The following is a 15,249-nucleotide window of genomic DNA, read 5'->3' as shown; positions in this document are numbered from 1 at the left end:
AACACCAAACACGATATCAACGGTTTTACTCATAACCTGTGGTGGCTGCCTTCTTAAAGGCGGTCAGAATGTGTTTTCCCCATTTCAAATAACCGCCGAAAGGCGGTTATTTGCATTTGAAGACCCCTTTCGGTTTTACGCTTAAGGAGTCTTATATGAGCAACAAAACCATCATCCTCACAGGCGATCGTCCTACTGGTCCGCTGCACCTCGGCCACTATGTTGGCTCGTTGCGCCAACGCGCCACGCTGCAACACGATTATCGGCAGTTTATATTAGTCGCAGACCTGCAAGGACTGACCGATAACGGCAGTACACCACAAAAGATCCAAAACAACATTCCTGAAGTGCTGGCTGACTATCTCGCCGCGGGTATAGACCCTTCACTCACCACCATCTGTTTGCAATCGGCCTTGCCCGCCCTTGCCGAACTGACCGCGCTTTATATGAACATCGTTACTGTGGCGCGCGTGGAGCGTAATCCTACGGTCAAAAACGAAATTGCGCAGAAAGGATTCGCACGCTCGTTACCGGTTGGTTTTCTGGTTTATCCCATCAGTCAGGCGGCAGATATTTCAGCATTCAAAGCTGAAGTGGTTCCGGTCGGCGCCGATCAACTGCCGATGATCGAACAGACCAATGAAATCGTGCATAAAATGAACAGCTTGTTACCTGCCCCAGTATTGTCGCATTGCAAAGCGTTGCTGAGTGAAACCAGTCGTCTGCCCGGTATCGACGGTAACGCCAAGATGTCGAAGTCCCTTGGTAATACAATTCTGTTGTCCGCCAGCGAGGAAACTATTCATCGCGCCGTCAGCGCAATGTTCACCGACCCTAACCACTTGAAAATGTCCGATCCGGGGCAAATTGACGGCAATATCGTATTCACCTACCTCGACGCATTTCACCCAGATAAAATCAAAGTAGCGGAGATGAAAGCGCATTATCAGCGCGGCGGATTAGGTGACAGGACATGCAAAAATGAGCTGGAGATGTGCTTGCAAGAACTCATCGCGCCGATGCGTGAGCGTCGGGCAACTTACATTCAGGATAAAGGCATGCTGATGGCGATGCTGAAAAAAGGGAGTCAACAGGCGCACGAAATCACACAGCAGACATTAAGAGAAGTGAAACAAGGCCTGGGTTTACCGGTGTTCTGAACACGAATAGAAAAACACAGGATGACTGATAACTCCCGCTAAACTTAAAAAATGTGGTTACGCTTAAGTTTTTCAATGGCATAACCGCTACTAAGAGAGTGAGATGTAACTATCTTACTATTACGCCTCATTATAAAAAGTTCGAATTCTCTTCTTTACGCCTGCCTGGGTCCGTGCCCATGCAGGCTTTTTTTTCACTATCAGCTTTTCGGATATCAGTTAACCACTAATGCCAGTCCATCGCCCCCTGAGTAAAAAACACGCTGCAAAATCAACAAAATATAATCAACTTGCTTAATTACTCTGCAAACGCGTGAGATCGGGAAGAAAAATGCGATTTCCCTCTTGCCTCATTCGGTCTGTGCCGCTAATATTCGTCCCCGTTGTCACCTACAACGTTGCGTTCATAGCTCAGTTGGTTAGAGCACCACCTTGACATGGTGGGGGTCGTTGGTTCGAGTCCAATTGAACGCACCATATTGCGTCCGTAGCTCAGTTGGTTAGAGCACCACCTTGACATGGTGGGGGTCGGTGGTTCGAGTCCACTCGGACGCACCATATCATCTTTGATGTGGTGCTTTTCTCCTCATATTCTATTCTCGATAATATCTCCCAATTTTTGTTGCCGTCCTGAACGATTTCGAAATTCTTACTGTCTATCCCGTTTGTCTCCAGCGCTGTTATCGACCACACTTATCCTGCTTCGCTTGTTTTCGGCACAATGCCGACACAGAACATCGATCACAGGGCATAAAAATAATATCAGGTGGATAAGATGAACAAGATCGCTATCGTCGGTACGGGACCGACAGGAATCTATACGTTACTCGCGCTCCTCAAGCATCAAACCCCGCTTTCAATTAGCCTCTACGAACAATCGAATGAAGCTGGGGTTGGCATGCCCTATAGCGATGAAGAAAACTCGCGATTGATGCTGGCAAATATCGCCAGTATTGAAATTCCCCCTATTACCTCTTCTTATCTCGACTGGTTACGCCAACAGAGCGTCGAACATTTAGCCCGTTATGGCGTGAAACACGCCTCACTGCATGACCGACAATTTCTGCCGCGAATTCTGCTTGGTGAATATTTTCGTGACCAGTTTTTACGCCTTGTAAACCTTGCGGACAAACAGGGGTTTAACGTCACCGTACACGAGTCCTGTCAGGTCAAGGATGTCAAAGCCACAACGGATGGCGTTGTTATTTGTAGCGATCATAACGACCCGGAGCACTTTGATCTTGCTGTCATCGCCACGGGTCACGTCTGGCCTGATGCACAAAGCGCGTCACGTACCTTCTTCCCGAGTCCGTGGACTGGACTTATGGAGGCAAAAATCCCGGCGTGTAATGTAGGAATTTTGGGTACGTCGCTGAGCGCTATTGATGCGGCTATGGCCGTCGTCGCACAACACGGCAGGTTTGTATTAGATGATGCGCAGGGTGTTCATTTCGAAAGAAATGAAGGCAGTCAGGATCTCAACATTCTCCTCATGTCCCGTTCTGGCATTCTACCGGAAGCCGATTTTTACTGCCCTCTCCCCTATGAACCACTCTCCATTGTGACTGCTGAGGCACTGGAACAATGTATTGCAGATGGTTCTGCTGGGCTGCTGGACAGGATCTTTATGCTCATAGTCAAAGAAATTGAGCTGGCAGACCCTGTCTGGAGCAAAGAAGTCGCCCTCTCTTCCCTGAACGCCGACAGCTTTACGGATGTCTGGTTCGCTGCCCGTAAAAAGCACGATCCGTTTCACTGGGCCGCAGCCAATCTTGAAGAAGTCGAACGCAATAAACGTGAAAAACACACGGTTGCCTGGCGTTACGCTATTCTGCGACTGCATGAGGCCGTACAGGAAATTGTCCCGTGGCTGGATGAGAAAGACAGAGAGCGGTTTAACAATGGACTTGCTCGCGTCTTTATCGATAACTATGCAGCCATTCCTTCACAGTCGATCCGTAGATTACTGGCGCTGCGTGAGGCCGGGATCCTGAATATTCGCGCGCTCGGTCAGGATTATCAGTTAGAGCAAAAAGAAAAAATGACGGTAATACGCGCTCAGGGCGAAACCTATGAGTTTGACGTTTTTATCGATGCCAGAGGCCAGAAAGCGTTAAAAATTAAAGATCTGCCATTTCCATCGCTGCGGGATCAACTGCAGTCCACGAGTGAGGAAATACCGGATGTCGGCGATGACTATACGTTACAGGCGCCTGATATCGTCCGGGGACGCATTGCGCTCGCCGCACTTCCCTGGCTGATGCACGATCAACCTTTCGTGCAAGGGCTTACTGCCTGCGCAGAAATTGGGCAGTGCGTCGCGCAAGCCATTTCCCGGCCAGCCACGCGTCTTCGTCGACGCTTACCCTATTACGAGGCGTGACACGATGTCTTCTTCCATCACTCTACTTGCTGCCGGCAGTTTACGTCCAGCACTGACTCCGCTGATAACCCATTTCACGCGCATCAGTGGAATAGATGTAAAGGTGGAATATGGTCCAGCCGGTTTATTGCGCGAGCGGATTGAAGCAGGTGAACCCTGTGCGCTGTTTGCTTCGGCCAATCGGGAGCATCCGCAGCGCCTTCTGGCTGAGCATATAGCCCTCTCGACGCATACCTTCTGCTGGAACCAGCTGGGTCTGGTTACCAACCGGACCGGTGAATGGCTGGATTTGCTGCGAAACCCTGCCCTGCGAATTGGTACCTCTACGCCCGGCTGTGACCCTTCCGGAGATTATACCTGGGCATTTTTTGACAAGATGGATGCGCTGGAGACGGGCCTTGGGCAGCAGCTTCGCGAAAGGGCCATTCCCCTGGTTGGTGGTCGCGACAGCGTAAAGATACCGCAGGGAGAAGTAGCCAGCGCCTGGGTCCTGCGTCAGGGACTGGCCGATCTGTTTATCGGCTACGCGCACTATGCAAAAACGCTCCGCGCACTCCCCGACGTTCGTTATGTCGCGATTCCGGCTGAATATAACATTCAATGTGAATACCAGCTGGCGGTTCTGGAAACGTCCAAAGATGCGCTGGCGCTGGTTGAGTTTATACTCGGCAACGGCGGTCAGGAATTTCTGATCGCCGCCGGTTTTATATCACTTACCGACGAATAGAAAACAGCGGCGCAATAAACGGCGTCTGGTAATGGTCAACGTTCACTTTTCGCAGCGGTAATCCATAGGCCTGGGACAGATTATCTTCCGTCACGATGCTGTCCGTCGGGCCTGCCCGCCATTTTTCTTCAGGAAGCAGCAGCAGCGTATGCGTGGCTATCTGTAGCGCATGCTGCGGATCGTGGGTTGAAAACAGCACGCTGCAGCCTTGTTGGCGAGCCAGATCGCTGATGAGCTGCAGCACCACCTGCTGATTAGCGAGATCCAGCGCGGAACACGGTTCATCAAGCAATAACGTCTGACATTCCGTGACCAATGCCCGGGCTATCATCACTAACTGTTGTTGCCCGCCAGAGAGTGAACCAAACGAGCAGGCGCCAAGATGTGCGATATTAAGTTGCTCCAGCGCCTGCGCTGCCCTTTTTTGATCCTGCTGGCTGGGCTGCGCAAATAACTTCACGTGCTGTGCCCGCCCCATCAGTACCACATCGCTGACCGTATAGGGAAACGGCAGATGACAATGTTGCGCCACAATCCCAATTCCACCGTCATTTTCAATACTGCCGTCCAAAGTAGGCAACGTGCCGGTTAGCGTATCGAGCAGCGTAGTTTTACCCAGACCGTTACGTCCCAGCACCGCCCAGATCTCACCTTTCCGGCAACTGAATGTGAGCGGCTCAAATAGCGGTACACGATGCCCGTAAGTCAGCTGATTTACGCGCAGTGCGACAGATTTCATTGTTTCCTCCGGCGGCTGTTGCGGATGAGTAAAAAAGCGAACAGCGGCGCACCAAATAATGCAGTGATGATCCCCAGCGGGATCTCCGCAGGCAGCAGGGTGCGCGCAATATCATCAACCACAATCATAAAACCGCCCCCCAGCCAGAAGGCACAAGGGAGCAACCGACGATGATCGACCCCCACCAGCAAACGTGCCAGATGCGGGATAACCAGCCCGACCCAGGCAATACTGCCGCTGACCGCCACCTGAGCGGCGACTAAAAAAGCGCAGCACACCAGAACGCTGCGTCGCAGAGGAACCACCGCCACGCCCAGCGCTCTGGCATCTTTGTCATTCAGCGATAGCAGATTTATCCGCCAGCGTAACTGATACAAAACCGTCACGGCGATACCCACCGGAATCGCCAACAGCAGAACTTTATGCCAGTTGGCCGTCGCAAAACTGCCCAGCAGCCAGAACACAATGTTCGGTAACGTCTCTTCGGTATCCGCCTGATACTGAATCAGACTCACCAGTGCGGCAAAGAAACCGCTCAGAATGATACCCGACAGGATCAGCACCAGCGTATTCTCCAGCCCCTGCAATGTAGCGATGGCATACACCAGAATCAGCGCCGTCAGACCGAAGAAAAACGTTGAACCCATCATCAGCCACGGCGACAGACCGAGCAGAATCGCCAGCGTACCGCCAAAAGCAGCCCCCGACGTTACGCCGATAATATGCGGGTCGACCAGTGGATTATGAAATACCCCTTGCAACGTCGCACCGCATAAACCCAACGCGCCCCCCGCCAGCAACGCGATCAGAATTCGTGGTAACCGCACCGTCCAGACAATCTGGCTGGCAATCCCTTCGGCATCGCTATAGTGCGTCAGATGGTAAAATACCTCGCTTAACGACAGTGGATATTGCCCGAGGCACAGCGAGCTGACGCCCAGTAACAAAACCGCCGCCATTAGCAGTGGCTGCTGGGGTAAAGTGCGGTTACTTAGCTGCATCAGACTGCCAGTTCACACGATAAAAACGCTGATAGTAGTCTTGCGCCTGCGCATCGACATCCACGTCTTTATAGGCGTCCGGATACAGTTTTTTGGCCATCCACAGTTCACCTATCGCCAATGCTTCCGGCATCGGATACCCCCAGGCTTTGGCGTATTCCGGCATCAGCCAGATACGATGATTTTTCACCGCATCGATTCCCTGCCAGTTGGGATCGTTTTGGATCTCAGTCACCACCTGCGGGTAACGGTCCTGAACAAAAATCACTTGCGGATTCCACGCCAAGACCTGCTCAAGCGCGACCTGACGGGCGCCTTTCACACTGGCCGCCGCCACGTTTAATCCCCCCGCATGCTGCATCATCAGTCCTGTATACTTCCCGGAGCCGTAAGTCATCAGGTCTGGGTTAGCCATATAAATACGGACCTTTTGCGCATCAGGAATGTTGGCAACTGGCGCATTAAATTTTGCCCGCGCCGCAAAAACGTAGTCGATCAACGTCTCTGCCTGCAGTTTGCGCCCAACGACATCCGCAATCAGGCGAATTCCCTGCTTTAACCCTTCGTTGTAGACCTGCTCTTCATCGGCCATAGTCGGATTCATTTTATTCTGCTGACCATCAGCATCCTGACGCAATGAGATAGCGACCACCGGAATACCGGCGTTCTGAATCTGCTGAATCATCTCCGCTGGTGCATAGTTGGCTACAAAGACAACCTGTGGGTGAATCGCCAGCAGGCTCTCGATATTCACGCTGGTGAGATCGCCCGGCGTCGGCAATGTCGTTATCTTTGGCATAAAACGCGCGAATTCAGGCCCGAGCTGTTTTTTCCAGCTCGACATCACACCAACAATGTCTTGCTGGGCGTTGAGTTGTACCAGAATATTCAGCGTCTGGTGTTGCAGCACCACCACCTTGTCGACATGGTCAGGAATCGTGACCTGACGACCAAGCTGATCGGTAATCGTACGCTCGGCCTGTGCCGAAAACGCCACAAAGAAGCTGGCGCAAACCAGCACAAAAGAACGGAGAGTTAACATGGGATACCATCTGGATGAGGAGTAAAAACGATATATATTAAATTATATAACGATGTAACTGGCAACCCATTACCGATAATTACCGCGCTGCAGACGAGGAAGATCAATTTATGTTGGCAAAAATAAAGCCGACGGCAATGACTACCGTCGGCTTTCGTTGATACTGAGTGGCTAACTATTTCGTCGCAGCTTTAATGATTTCGAGCGCTTTGGCGAACTGATCCTGCGGAATTGTCAGCGGGTAAAGGAAACGAATAACGTTACCGTACTGGCCACAGGTTAACAGCAGCAATCCCTGCTCAAGGGCTTTCTTCTGCACGCGTTGCGCGACGGCAGCGCTGGGCTCGCCCGTCGCTGCATCACAAAATTCAGCAGCAACCATTGAACCTAAGCCGCGCACTTCGGCCAGTTCAGGACACCATCCTTGCGCGTCAGTCAGGGTGGCGCGCAGTTGTTCACCGAGAGCCGCTGCCCGTTGGCACAACTGCTCATCACGAATAATATCCAGTACCGCATGAGCCGCCGCAATCGACAACGGGTTGCCGGCGTAAGTACCACCCAACCCACCCGGCGCAGGCGCATCCATAATGTCTGCTTTGCCTACCACCCCAGACAACGGCATCCCACCCGCCAGGCTTTTCGCCATCGTCATCAGGTCCGCTTTGTCGGCGTAGTGATCCATCGCAAACAGTTTCCCCGTACGCGCAAAACCGCTTTGCACCTCATCGGCAATCATCACGATGCCATGCTCATCACAGATACGGCGGATCCCGGCAACAAACTCCGATGGCGCCACCACGAAGCCCCCTTCGCCCTGGACCGGTTCGAAGATAATCGCCGCAACCTGGGTTGGATCGATGTCGGCTTTAAACAGGCGTTCAATCGCTTTTAGCGAATCCGCCGTGGAGATACCCTGCAACTCAGAAGGATATGGCGCATGGTAAACGGAACCAGGGAACGGGCCGAACCCTTTTTTATAAGGCGCTACTTTGCCGGTCAGCGCCATCGTCATGTAAGTCCGTCCATGAAAACCGCCGCCAAAAGCGATAACACCGGGACGACCGGTATGCGCGCGGGCGATTTTTACCGCATTTTCCACGGCTTCAGCGCCGGTAGTGAAGAATGTGGTTTTGCGTTTACCGTCAATCGGCGCAACGGCGTTGATTTTCTCAGCCAGAGACACATAGCTTTCGTACGGTACAATCTGATAAGCCGTGTGGGTAAAAGCCTGCAGTTGGGCTTCGACTGCCTGCACCAGACGAGGATGACGGTGCCCGGTGTTGAGCACGGCAATCCCGGCGGCAAAATCAATATACTGATTGCCTTCAATATCGGTAATCGTGCTGTTTTCTGCCGACTGGGCGTAAAAGTCACACATGACACCCACGCCACGCGGGGTGGCATCCAGACGACGTTGTTGCAGGTTTTTATTGTTCATTCGCTACACCTTGTCCATAACTACATTTCAGTTGAATTACCCTTTAAATTTAGACGCCATCTGGTACTTTAATCGAGAGCCAAATCGTTTTATTTTAAGGATCCAAATGCGTTCACTTGCCGGAGATGTGATCAAGCAAGCATTTAGCCAGCAGACAGATGAAAAACTGCATCGTCGTCTGTATGCCGCCATTTGTTGTTGCATCCTTGAGGGCAGCCTGAAACCGGCTACCCGCATGCCTCCCTCACGGGATCTGGCGGGCGAACTGACGTTATCGCGTAACACCGTCTTGCGGGTTTACGAGCAGTTGCAGGCCGAAGGCTATATCTCTGCGCGCACCAGCAGCGGCACCTTTGTTACCGACAGCGTGCTCGACAATCTCGATCTACGCCCCAACAAAGAGCCAGTGGCTGTTGCGCTTGAGGATCACACCCGCTTATCTGCCCGCTGCCTTGAACTGCTGGGGCATGCCAGCGCCAGTCCCCGGCAATGGGGAGCCTTTATTCCTGGCGTGCCTGATGTTGAGCATTTTCCTCACCGGGTGCTCAAAAAAATCCAGGATCGGCTGGCAAGGCGACTGCGCCCGGAGTTTCTCACTTACGATGCCGTAGGCGGGGTGAGTGAATTGAAAGAAGCGCTGGCAGACTATCTGCGCACCGCCCGGGGTGTACGTTGTTCGCCTGATCAAATTCTGATTACTGAAGGTATTCACCAGGCGCTGGATCTGGTAACGCGTGCGTTGTGCAATCCGGGTGACAGTGCCTGGATTGAAGAGCCAGGCTATTGGGGGATAAAAAACATTCTACGCATCAACGCGGTAAACTTTTCGGCAATCCCGGTTGATGAGCAAGGTATGATTCCGCCAGGCCCAACAGAACCCGCACCGAAACTGATTTTTGTGACACCGTCACATCAGTATCCGCTCGGTTCGGTAATGAGTCTGAGCCGTCGGCAACAGCTTCTCTTGCGCGCCCGCGAAACGCGAAGCTGGATAATAGAAGATGATTACGATAGCGAGTTTCGCTTTTCCGGGCAGCCTATTCCGTCATTACAGGGACTGGAGGAAGAGACGCCGGTTATCTACATCGGAACATTCAGCAAGACCCTTTATCCCGCACTGCGACTCGGGTATGTGGTACTGCCCAAACCGCTAGCCGCGCCGCTAAAAAAGGTTCATAACGACCTCTATCGCGGCGGACATTTATTGATTCAGGCCGCGCTGGCGGAGTTTATCCGCGAGGGATACTACGCGGCGCATATTCGAAAAATGCGCCAGCTGTACAGTCGTCGTCGCCAGATGCTGGTGGAACTTATTACCCGCCAACTTGGTGAGCAATATCTTGGCTCCTTCAGCAGCAACGCCGGGCTGCATATGATTTTACAGCTACCCGCCGGAAGTGATGACGTCGCCATAGCCCGGCAAGCGAATGCGCAAGATCTGCTGGTGCGTCCGCTGTCTCGTTACTACGTGAATGAAGAGAAATGCAGCGGCCTGCTGTTGGGGTTTGCCAGTATTGAAGAACATGAAATGGCGGCGGCGTTTACCCGACTCGCGACGATTATCAGGGAAAACGCCGTATAAGCACTGCCGGATAGCGGTGCTCGCACCTTATCCGGCATGCTGTTTAATGTGACGCTTTTTTAACGCCAGCCAGATCCTCCTGGCTTACTTCACCATTCCCTTCCCCCCAACTTTTACGCACGTAGTTAATTACGTCGCGCATTTCGTTGTCGCTTAACATACCGTTGTAGGCTGGCATCTTAAAGGAGACGCTGCCCCGTGTTGTCGGTGTTTCTGCGCCATAGGCAATCACTCTGTACAGCGGCGTCGGGTCATCCACCATCACCAGCGGATTGTGGATCAACGAAGGTGCATTATCATCCGTACCTTTGCCTTCCAGACCGTGACACGTTGAGCAGTAGCGGTTATAGGTCACTTTGCCCGCCTCGGCTGAATTCGACCAGGATGTCGTAGTCGCTGCGCTACGCCCCGCTTCAGGCTTCGTACTTTTCAGGCTCAGCAGATATTGTGCGATCGCCGTGGCATCTTCGTCCGTCAGATACTGTGTACTTTGAGTAACGACTTCAGCCATCGAACCAGAAACCGCGGCATGCTTGCTTTTACCGGTCAGCAACAGCGATTTTAACTCCAACTCCGACATTCCGGTGCCCCGCAACGACGGTGCATACCAGCCGTCGATCATCGCGCCGCTCAGATACTCGGGATCGGCATTGCTATACGCTTTTTCGTTCATCGCCACACCTCTCGGTGTATGGCATGAACCGCAGTGTCCCGGGCCTTCCACCAGATAAGCGCCTCGTTTCACCAGGGCCGCATTTTCATCCGTTTTCGCGCTCGCAGCAGCCGTCTCTGGCGCGTCGGTAAACAACCAGTTCCAGATATGCAGCGGCCAGCGGGCGGAGAGTAGCCACGGAATGGCATTCTCTTTATTGGGTTGTGCCGACGGCGTGACGTCATGCATAAAATAGCGGTACAGCGCCTGAACATCCTCGTCAGAAAGTTTCGCGTAAGAGGGATAAGGCATAGCCGGATAGAGCGGATGACCATCTTTGGCAATCCCCTGACGGACCGCCTTTTCAAAATCCTCGTATGAGTAGCTACCAATCCCCTGCTTCTTATCTGGAGTAATATTGGTCGAATAAATATCCCCTAGTGGAGTGGGAAACTTTTTGCCCCCGGCCATCGCCGCGCCACCTTCCGTCGTGTGACAGGCTACGCAGTCAGAAATCCTCGCGATGTATTCGCCATGAGTTTCAGCCGCAGAAACCGTGGCGGTAAATAAACAGGCAGCAAGAACGGTTACATTACGCATAGATCACCCCATCTCCTTGAGTTCATTAACCGCTCGCCATGCCTGATCGATCGCCGTATGAGCATAAGCCCCCCAGTCAGAATCGGAGTTAGCAATGGCAATACGACCAACTGGCTTGCGCGCCCGCTCGATAATCTCGGGCATTTTGTCCATGTCGTCGAACAACGAGTTAGGGTAATAGGCATAGCCATGCGCCCAGCGGTTAACCGTAATGGCGGCAATATCGCGTTGATTATCAAAGCCTGTTGCGCCAAACATCTCCTGCAACTGGGCGCGAATCATCTCTTCATGCGCCGCAAATGTCGTTCCCAGCAAATAGGCCCGCCCCAGCCGGAACTGCTCTCTGGCCGAGAGGTTACTGCCAGGATACGTGGGGACGTAGACCATATGAATCACCATCGGATCGTCCGGTGAGGCTGGGTGTTGATACCCGCCAATGCTGACCGGATAGTCGAGCTTAACCCGGCTGTAAGGTGCTGCCGGAGAGTAAAATTCATGCACGCCAAGCTGTTTAAATGCCTGCCAGTTTTTAACCACCACGTTGGTGTATACCAGCGGCGCTTTCACGTTAAGTTTGAGATCCGCCTGCTGCTGTTCCGGCATCTCTGGCACCAGATACGGAATCAGCATGTTATAACCCGCCATAATGGTGTTCTTACCACGAACGCGATGCATTTTACCGTCGCGCAGATAGCTGACAACAACGCCATCCGGCACGTTGGCGGCGTTAATCACCGTGCTGTTCAGGCGCAGACGCGTGGTGTTTTCCGGCAGGTCCAGTTTTTCATAATGCAGTCTGGCGAGGACCGAGTCCTCCATGGTGGTGCCCGGCAGCGCATCCGGTAGCATATACCTGACCAGCAGTCGGGCCAGACCGGCATTTCCATCCGGAAAATGGTAAACATACGGCTCTTCGAGGTCGGCCAGCGACTCTCCATCCAGCGGGGGTAATCCCAGCGCTTCCATACCCGGTAAGGCGCACGCCCGGGCATCGCTACAGGAAATCCCTTCAATGCCGATGGCAAAGAAGTCGTTAGAACGCTGCTGAAAATAGAGCAACGCCATTTTGCTCAAACCGACTTTTTTCGCCAGAAATTCGCTGTAGCTGTGGGTATCCAGCCATTCAGTTTTCTCATCAACCGTCATACCGGGAAGGTAGTCCGCAGGACGTACATGCAGATCGATTAACGCTTTTCTGTCGTTTTCGCTTAGCGGAAAATCATTGATAAAGTCTTCGATCTTGCGTCCATTCAGTCTGTCCGGCGGAATATCATCAGATACCGCCCGTCCCGGATCGCCGCTGACGATTTTTGTTTCGCCAAAATTCTTTTTATCGAAGAAAACGCCGCGACTGAGCTGCCAGTCGGGATAGAAGTTTACGTCAAAACTCTCTTTCAACCGCGTGACGCTGACGCCCACGGTTTCCATCAGCTTTTGCACTTCCGGACTGAAATTATGCGCAGGCGACTGGAATGCTTCGCTGCCGCCATAGCCGAGTAGTTTCTTGCCCGAGCTGGTAAACTCGTTCCGTTTGGCATGCCCCCCAAAATCGTCATGATTATCGAGGATCAGAATCCGGCTATTTTGCCCGGCAAGTTGACGCCAAAAACAACCGGCAGCCAGGCCGCTGATACCGCCGCCCACAATCACCAGATCGTACTCTTCCTCAATAGGCAGAGCGTTTAAATCAAAATGTTTATGCTCACGGCCCACGGCATGCGCCATTTCAAACGATCCCGGATGATTGCCCCGCAGCCCCGTCAGCGCAGGCGGATAATAACTTCCATCTATAAATGCGTTTTCCTTCCCTGCCGCCCTGACCCATTCCAGCGGGGTAAGCCCCGCCGCAACGGTCACCGCGACGCCGTTGAGAAAATCACGTCTGGTAATTGCCATTACTTTTTTCCTTATTGCTACACTGCCCTTAACACGACACAAATAAGAGGTATTCCCTCCTCAACAAAAAGGGGGATCGCCATCTATTTCACTGGCTTTAATTCTTCATCCAGTTTTTTAGAATCATAATAATCACCCTGCCAGGTGATTTTTCCTGCTTTAACATGAATATAGCTGACACCTTCAAATTTTATCAGATTATTTGTCGGTGGACTCCCTGCCCATTCACCACTATTTTTTCCTGAGAACTGCCAACGAAAAGCCACGGTATCCTCGTCATAAACGGGTTTGCCGATCATTTTCCAGGTCAGATCCGGGACCGCCTTAATAAAGGCCCCAATAACTTCTTTTTCTGCTTTTTCCCTGCCGGTAATCGGTTCTCCCGCGGCGGCATCATAATAGACTGCATCATCTGCAAGATATTGAGCCGCTCGCGAAGCATCATGCGCATTCCACGCCGCCATATACTCTTTCACGGTATTCAGCGAGGGACTTTCTGCCAGGCTATAGCCCGAGAGCATCACCAATGAAAGCACCGCCACTTTTAATGTTTTCATCACCACCCTCTCTATTCAGAAATGTCGCACATGATATGTTTCACCCGAGTGTATTCTTCGAGCGAATAGGATGAGAGATCTTTGCCATAACCCGATTTTTTGAAGCCGCCGTGTGGCATTTCGGCGCACAGGGGAATATGGCTGTTAATCCATACCGTGCCAAAATCAAGGTCAATGCTGAAGCGCTGCGCGCGACTGTGATTGCTGGTCCAGACGCTCGCCGCCAGACCATATTCCACATCATTGGCCTTAAGTAATGCATCTTCATCGCCAGAAAACGACTGAATAGTCATTACTGGACCAAATACTTCATGCTGGATAGCTTCATCGTGCTGTTGCAGACCAGAGACGATCGTCGGCTCAAAATAGAAGCCTGGGCCAGATCCGGCGCGCCCGCCGGTCTCAATTTTTGCATGTGCCGGTAAACGCTCAATAAAGCCTTTCACTTGCTCGAGTTGATTCCGGCTATTCAAAGCGCCATACAATGCATCCTGATCTTCTGGCGGCCCAAATTTAATACTCTTTGTTTTCTGTACCAGTTTTCCCAGGAATTCAGCGTAGACGGACTGTTCGACCAGAATACGCGTGGCCGCCGTGCAGTCCTGCCCGGCATTGAAAAAGCCAGCCGTGACAATCGTCGCAATCGCCTTGTCCATATCCGCATCGGCAAATACCACCGCGGGCGCCTTCCCACCTAATTCCAGATGCGCCCGGGTCAGGTTCGCCGCTGCCGAGGCCGCAACCTGCAGACCTGCACGGACCGAACCGGTAATCGAAACCAGTGAGGCTTTCGGGTTTGAGACCACCAGAGAACCGGTACTGGCTTTGCCTAAAACCACGTTAAATGCCCCTCTCGGGAACAAGGGCGCCGCCAGTTCCGCCAACAGCAGCGTACTGACTGGCGTGGTGTCGCTTGGCTTTAACACTACCGTGTTACCTGCAGCCAGTGCCGGCGCAATCTTCCATACCGCCATCATAAACGGGTAATTCCACGGCGTAACTTGCCCGACAATGCCCAGCGGTTCCCGGCGAATAGTCGAGGTATATCCAGCGGAATATTCGCCTGCTGCCTTGCCTTCAAGACAACGTGCAGCCCCGGCAAAAAAACGGATGGCATCGCAGGATGCCGCGATCTCTTCCTTCTCAATAAAATGGCGAAGCTGACCGGTCTCCTGGCTTTGGGCATTGACCAGTCGCTCCACATTGCGTTCTATTTCGTCCGCAAGGCGCAATAACGCTATTTGTCGCTGGGCCGGTGTCGATTTTCTCCAGATGCTAAACGCCGCTTCAGCTGCAGAGTAGGCCTGCTCCACCTCTGCCGCGCTGGCATTAGGAGATAATGCGTACGTTTCACCGTCAACCGGACTCACCAGTTCGAAGGTCTCTTCGCTGCCGCCTGCTACATATTGCCCATTAATAAAATGCTTCAGGGTTTTCATGCCTGTCTCCCGCTCATTAATACATAAAGAATC

The 15,249-nt window shown here is 52.5% G+C and carries 12 protein-coding genes and 2 tRNA genes; 6 read left to right on the top strand and 8 right to left on the bottom strand.

The features are described 5' to 3' along the window. Nucleotides 1-155: 155 nt before the first annotated feature. The 5 genes from trpS (at nucleotide 156) to FDX04_RS09550 (ending at nucleotide 4,270) form a co-directional block, all read left to right on the top strand. A complete protein-coding gene (gene trpS / locus FDX04_RS09570) occupies nucleotides 156-1,160 on the top strand; it encodes a tryptophan--tRNA ligase (protein ID WP_137370846.1) in 1,005 nt (334 codons plus the stop codon). Between the two features lie 400 nt (nucleotides 1,161-1,560). Next, a tRNA-Val gene (locus FDX04_RS09565) sits at nucleotides 1,561-1,637 on the top strand. Nucleotides 1,638-1,641: 4 nt separating this feature from the next. After that, nucleotides 1,642-1,718 (top strand) — tRNA-Val (locus tag FDX04_RS09560). Nucleotides 1,719-1,935: 217 nt separating this feature from the next. Next, the gene (locus FDX04_RS09555; protein WP_137370845.1) at nucleotides 1,936-3,543 is read left to right on the top strand and encodes an FAD-NAD(P)-binding protein; all 1,608 of its coding nucleotides are present in this window, start codon (nucleotides 1,936-1,938) and stop codon (nucleotides 3,541-3,543) included. A 4-nt stretch (nucleotides 3,544-3,547) separates the two neighbouring features. Continuing rightward, nucleotides 3,548-4,270, top strand: coding sequence for a substrate-binding domain-containing protein (locus FDX04_RS09550; RefSeq protein ID WP_137370844.1), 723 nt, complete (start codon nucleotides 3,548-3,550; stop codon nucleotides 4,268-4,270). Here the strand turns inward: FDX04_RS09550 and FDX04_RS09545 are convergent. The 4 genes from FDX04_RS09545 to puuE form a co-directional block, all read right to left on the bottom strand. Continuing rightward, entirely contained in the window at nucleotides 4,257-5,009 is a 753-nt protein-coding gene (locus FDX04_RS09545) for an ABC transporter ATP-binding protein (protein ID WP_137370843.1), read from the bottom strand. The two genes, FDX04_RS09550 and FDX04_RS09545, sit on opposite strands and share 14 nt — an antisense overlap. Then, nucleotides 5,006-6,010: an iron ABC transporter permease gene (locus FDX04_RS09540; protein WP_137370842.1), complete on the bottom strand. Its 1,005-nt coding sequence runs from the start codon at nucleotides 6,008-6,010 to the stop codon at nucleotides 5,006-5,008. The genes FDX04_RS09545 and FDX04_RS09540 overlap by 4 nt, the downstream gene beginning before the upstream one ends. Further along, complete coding sequence (locus tag FDX04_RS09535) at nucleotides 5,997-7,052, bottom strand: ABC transporter substrate-binding protein (protein ID WP_137370841.1); 1,056 nt, start codon at nucleotides 7,050-7,052, stop codon at nucleotides 5,997-5,999. The genes FDX04_RS09540 and FDX04_RS09535 overlap by 14 nt, the downstream gene beginning before the upstream one ends. A 175-nt stretch (nucleotides 7,053-7,227) precedes the next feature. Further along, the gene (gene puuE, locus FDX04_RS09530) at nucleotides 7,228-8,490 is read right to left on the bottom strand and encodes a 4-aminobutyrate transaminase (protein ID WP_137360070.1); all 1,263 of its coding nucleotides are present in this window, start codon (nucleotides 8,488-8,490) and stop codon (nucleotides 7,228-7,230) included. Nucleotides 8,491-8,596: 106 nt separating this feature from the next. Here puuE and FDX04_RS09525 point away from each other — a divergent pair, with 106 nt between their 5' ends. Further along, nucleotides 8,597-10,072, top strand: a complete 1,476-nt coding sequence (locus FDX04_RS09525; RefSeq protein WP_137370840.1) for a PLP-dependent aminotransferase family protein — start codon at nucleotides 8,597-8,599, stop codon at nucleotides 10,070-10,072. A 43-nt stretch (nucleotides 10,073-10,115) separates the two neighbouring features. Here the strand turns inward: FDX04_RS09525 and FDX04_RS09520 are convergent, their stop codons facing one another. From FDX04_RS09520 to FDX04_RS09505, 4 genes are all read right to left on the bottom strand, one after another. Next, a complete protein-coding gene (locus FDX04_RS09520; RefSeq protein WP_137370839.1) occupies nucleotides 10,116-11,324 on the bottom strand; it encodes a cytochrome c in 1,209 nt (402 codons plus the stop codon). A 3-nt stretch (nucleotides 11,325-11,327) separates the two neighbouring features. Beyond that, nucleotides 11,328-13,220 (bottom strand): FAD/NAD(P)-binding protein, encoded by a 1,893-nt coding sequence (locus tag FDX04_RS09515; protein ID WP_137360067.1) that lies wholly within the window; start codon nucleotides 13,218-13,220, stop codon nucleotides 11,328-11,330. 83 nt (nucleotides 13,221-13,303) lie between these two features. Beyond that, on the bottom strand, nucleotides 13,304-13,777 hold the full coding sequence (locus FDX04_RS09510) for an ester cyclase (protein WP_137370838.1): 474 nt from the start codon (nucleotides 13,775-13,777) through the stop codon (nucleotides 13,304-13,306). An 11-nt stretch (nucleotides 13,778-13,788) separates the two neighbouring features. Beyond that, nucleotides 13,789-15,216 (bottom strand): gamma-aminobutyraldehyde dehydrogenase, encoded by a 1,428-nt coding sequence (locus tag FDX04_RS09505; protein WP_061381426.1) that lies wholly within the window; start codon nucleotides 15,214-15,216, stop codon nucleotides 13,789-13,791. Between the last annotated feature and the right edge of the window lie 33 nt (nucleotides 15,217-15,249).

The sequence above is a fragment of the Citrobacter sp. wls615 genome, from assembly GCF_005281355.1.
Classification (GTDB): Bacteria; Pseudomonadota; Gammaproteobacteria; order Enterobacterales; family Enterobacteriaceae; genus Citrobacter; species Citrobacter werkmanii.
The sequence above is the reverse complement of the archived record's forward strand: the minus strand, read 5'-3'. Positions and strand labels throughout refer to the sequence as shown.

What these genes read in the sequence shown, in the direction of transcription:
- trpS (WP_137370846.1), top strand. Translation starts at nt 156, where the DNA reads ATGAGCAACAAAACCATCATCCTCACAGGCGATCGTCCTACTGGTCCG.
- FDX04_RS09555 (WP_137370845.1), top strand. Translation starts at nt 1,936, where the DNA reads ATGAACAAGATCGCTATCGTCGGTACGGGACCGACAGGAATCTATACG.
- FDX04_RS09550 (WP_137370844.1), top strand. Translation starts at nt 3,548, where the DNA reads ATGTCTTCTTCCATCACTCTACTTGCTGCCGGCAGTTTACGTCCAGCA.
- FDX04_RS09545 (WP_137370843.1), bottom strand. Translation starts at nt 5,009, where the DNA reads ATGAAATCTGTCGCACTGCGCGTAAATCAGCTGACTTACGGGCATCGT.
- FDX04_RS09540 (WP_137370842.1), bottom strand. Translation starts at nt 6,010, where the DNA reads ATGCAGCTAAGTAACCGCACTTTACCCCAGCAGCCACTGCTAATGGCG.
- FDX04_RS09535 (WP_137370841.1), bottom strand. Translation starts at nt 7,052, where the DNA reads ATGTTAACTCTCCGTTCTTTTGTGCTGGTTTGCGCCAGCTTCTTTGTG.
- puuE (WP_137360070.1), bottom strand. Translation starts at nt 8,490, where the DNA reads ATGAACAATAAAAACCTGCAACAACGTCGTCTGGATGCCACCCCGCGT.
- FDX04_RS09525 (WP_137370840.1), top strand. Translation starts at nt 8,597, where the DNA reads ATGCGTTCACTTGCCGGAGATGTGATCAAGCAAGCATTTAGCCAGCAG.
- FDX04_RS09520 (WP_137370839.1), bottom strand. Translation starts at nt 11,324, where the DNA reads ATGCGTAATGTAACCGTTCTTGCTGCCTGTTTATTTACCGCCACGGTT.
- FDX04_RS09515 (WP_137360067.1), bottom strand. Translation starts at nt 13,220, where the DNA reads ATGGCAATTACCAGACGTGATTTTCTCAACGGCGTCGCGGTGACCGTT.
- FDX04_RS09510 (WP_137370838.1), bottom strand. Translation starts at nt 13,777, where the DNA reads ATGAAAACATTAAAAGTGGCGGTGCTTTCATTGGTGATGCTCTCGGGC.
- FDX04_RS09505 (WP_061381426.1), bottom strand. Translation starts at nt 15,216, where the DNA reads ATGAAAACCCTGAAGCATTTTATTAATGGGCAATATGTAGCAGGCGGC.